Here is a 764-nt window from a genome sequence, read left to right on the forward strand (position 1 = left end):
GCTTCTTGCCTGCGCTTCTTGCCTGCGGCCTTGAGCCGGGCACGGCGGGCATGGGTGTCGTAGGCGGCGTCCGCCCATACCGTCTTCTCGTCGCCGCAGATCAAGGCATCGGCCACCACCGTGTCGTTGACGTTGGCAGGCGTCGTGATCACTTTGCGGATCAGGCCAGAGCCCTCATCCACTCCGACATGTGCCTTGTAGCCGAAAGTGAAGCCGCCCTTGCCTTGCCGCACCGTGACACGGGCATCCGCATCCTTTGATGCCTGCTCGTCCGTCGGCGGCAATGAGACCGCATTGATCAGCGTGGCATCCAGCATCGTGCCCCGCTTCAGGATCACGCCAGCCTTCTCCAACTGCCGGTCCAGTTCGCCAAACAGCTTCTCGAACAGACCTTCGCCGACAAGCAGGTTGCGAAAGCGCGAAAGCACCGTGTGGTCRGGAATGCTCTCCTCCAGCCCGAGCCCGACGAAACGTCGGAACGACAGCCGGTCGCCAAGCGCCTCCTCCAGTTCGCGATCCGACAGTCCGTACAGAGATTGAAGCAAAAGCGCCTTGAACAGGACCAACGGTGGCCAGGCAGCCCGACCCGGTCCACCATCGCGCAGCGGGTTGAGTAGCTTCTCGAAGCGGTACCACTTCACCAGACCTGACAATCGATCGAGTGGCGAAGAACCGCCTGCCAACTTGCCGCCCAGAAAGGCTTCCGCCAAGCTCAACTGACCCGTCTGCTTCACTGCCATCGTGATTCCCTCCGAGCGTCAATC

At 62.0% G+C, this 764-nt stretch carries 1 protein-coding gene; it reads right to left on the reverse strand.

Going from position 1 to position 764, the window contains the following annotated elements:
* Nucleotides 1-740: IS5 family transposase (locus AC1DX4_RS35060; protein ID WP_477224684.1), on the reverse strand; the 740-nt coding region annotated here is incomplete at its 3' end.
* Between the last annotated feature and the right edge of the window lie 24 nt (nt 741-764).

The sequence above is a fragment of the Mesorhizobium sp. P3_A8 genome (genome assembly GCF_056402995.1).